The organism is Rhizobium sp. 01T417 (assembly GCF_056398905.1).
The window spans coordinates 1-2,490 of the sequence record NZ_JBFTQH010000095.1 but is presented as its reverse complement, the minus strand read 5'-3'; the positions used below and the strand labels follow the sequence as shown (position 1 = coordinate 2,490).

Here is a 2,490-nt window from a genome sequence, read left to right as displayed (position 1 = left end):
GTGATGGCAACCGCATGGTCTCGCTTCCGCGATCCGATCCCTATAACGAGATCTACACCGTGCGGGGAAAGTGGTGGGCGCTATGCCACGAAAAACTTATCAATCCGCTCGATACGCGCAAGAAGACGGTCGACAAGGACTGGAAACAATATGTGCAAACCATTCAGAAGCGAGTCCGCCCATTTCATCTTGCCATCGCCAACCGATATCACCCGAATACGTATGCGTTCTACGGCGACGACACAGCACACACGACCTGGGGAGAGGTCACATGGGGAAGGCGGTATGCTGCGCCGCGCTTCGGGCCGCGCGCCRTTGACGACCTTRCCGAGGGAACGGTAATGCACGACACAGGTCGTGGGACCATTTCGGTCCTCACGCGAAGTGCCGGAAACCCATTGCGCGTTGTCTTTGACCTGAACGGTGCGGACGAGAGCGGTGACGGCACCGTCCCGCGCCGGTCCGGCGCAGCGCCACGGGAGAAAGCGAAGGTCTGCCTGGCTTACCGTGGGATCGAGCATGAAGCCGTGTACAAGGTCTGGCCACTCCGGCTATTCACGGTCTGGTCCATTGTCAAGATCACGGATGCCGTGAAAGACACTTCCATGGCCTATTGCAAATGAAGCGCCTCTCATCGCTGCTTATCGTGATCCATGCGCTTGTGCTCCCGGCGTGTGGGAAGACCCCTCCATTGACGCCTCAGGAACAACAGACCGTGAATGCCATGACTTCCAATTTGACCCCGCGTTGTGTGGGACGCCATCTTATCGATCTGCCTGCAGGCATGACCGTCGAAGGCTCGGCCATCGTGGAAGACGCACGGGTCAAGACGAAGATGATGTCCCTCGATGCATTTAATAAGGAGATCTCTGCGCGCGAAGCCGAACTCAAGGCGGTGAAGAGCATGGATGCACATCCTTTCCTCTATCTCAACGTGCCCGCGTGGGATGAGCACTCCCGCTACTTCATGCACCGGGGTTCGGAACGCAGCCACATCGCAAACCGGATTCTGGAAGGCTATCGTTGGGAGAATGGGGTTCGCGTCAAAGTCACGCTGGAGGCGTCAGATTTCAGCAGCCCCGATCAGGCGGATGACCCGATCGTGCAGCGCATGGACATCAAGAACGATGTTCCCCCGAAGGCCAACCATGTCTTTGAACTGCTTACGAACTTTCGCGGCCGCGCCGAGAACGAGATTCCAACGGAGCCGGGATTGTGCCTGCCGTACGGTCTGATTCTGGGCAAGGCGCGAGAAGGTGAGCGCGTGACTGGGATTTTCACTCTTGCAAGCCACGAGGATGTCGACTTCACACTTGTGACGGATTCAGGTCTCGCTGCAGTAGGTTCGCTATTGCAGCGGCATCGGCAGATTGAGGACGCGTTGTCGCAGATCAAGGGCGGGCGAACGGTGCGTAAAGGGAAGGTCGCTTTGACCGGCGTTGACGCCGAGGAATGGCTGTTGGCAGGCCCAAGACCCACCACGGAAGTGCATGGGCATCTCTTCACCCTGGAAGGGAACGCCCTCGCGGACGATGTGTTGGCACCTTTCGTACGGCTCGATATGGAGACAGCGAATCCGCTTCCGGACTATCGTCCGCTCGAACGCGCATCGCTGACGGACGSCGAGGCCCTCGCGGTCTGGGACGCCATCTCCCGAACCCTGCGGCCCCGACCGAATGCCTTCTGACGGTGGAGTGCATGTGAAAGCGCGCGCCGCAGCAGCCCTCACACTCTGCGCCACCCTGGCGCTCGGGGCCTGTGGCAAGGCCCCCACGATGTCCATGCCGGAACAACAGGCCGTGGATGCGCTGACCCACAAGCTCATTCCCCATTGCGTCGGACGCTACCTGCTGGAGATGCCGCCGGGCATGACGACGCGCGGCACGACGAAGATTCGCGGCATCATGATCTCCACGCAAGCCATGGCCATCGACGCCTTTCAGGCAGAGATCGCCAAGCGCGGCGCTGAACTCAAGGCCGTGAGGAGCGTCGATGCCGATCCCTTCCTGTACGCGAACACGACGTCGCCAGACGGGCAGCCAGGCTACTTCATGCACCGAGGCGCGGTAGACGCCGATCCGGCCAGGCGGACGCTGGAAGGCTATCGCTGGGAGAACGGCGTCCGCATCCAGATCCAGCGCGAGGCCTGGGATTTCACCGACCCGGACCAGTCCGCCAACCCGCTCGTTGGCAACGTGACGGTCAAGAACAACGTTCCCCAGCGCCGCTTTGAAGTGCTGAACATGCTGGACAGCTTTCGAGGTCTCCCCGCCGGCAGTGTTCCGACGAAGCCCGCGCTCTGCATTCCCGGCGGCTATCTGCTGGGCAAATCCAGGCCGTACGAGTATGTCGATGTGCGCTTCGATCTGCCGTCCTACCCCGGCGTCTCGTTCCACATCCTCACGCATTCCAGCCTGCATGAAGCCCCGTCGCTGCTTGAGCGAGACGGGTTCGATGCGGCCACGGGTGCACCGGACGGCTGGCGCACCC

At 60.9% G+C, this 2,490-nt stretch carries 3 protein-coding genes; all 3 read left to right on the top strand.

From position 1 onward, the window contains the following. Window positions 1-623: hypothetical protein (locus tag AC1DPR_RS31555; protein ID WP_477817973.1), on the top strand; the 623-nt coding region annotated here is incomplete at its 5' end. Window positions 624-691: 68 nt separating this feature from the next. Continuing rightward, window positions 692-1,687, top strand: a complete 996-nt coding sequence (locus AC1DPR_RS31550) for a T6SS immunity protein Tli4 family protein (RefSeq protein WP_477817972.1) — start codon at window positions 692-694, stop codon at window positions 1,685-1,687. 13 nt (window positions 1,688-1,700) lie between these two features. Beyond that, on the top strand, window positions 1,701-2,490 hold a 790-nt coding region (locus tag AC1DPR_RS31545), incomplete at its 3' end, for a T6SS immunity protein Tli4 family protein (protein ID WP_477817971.1).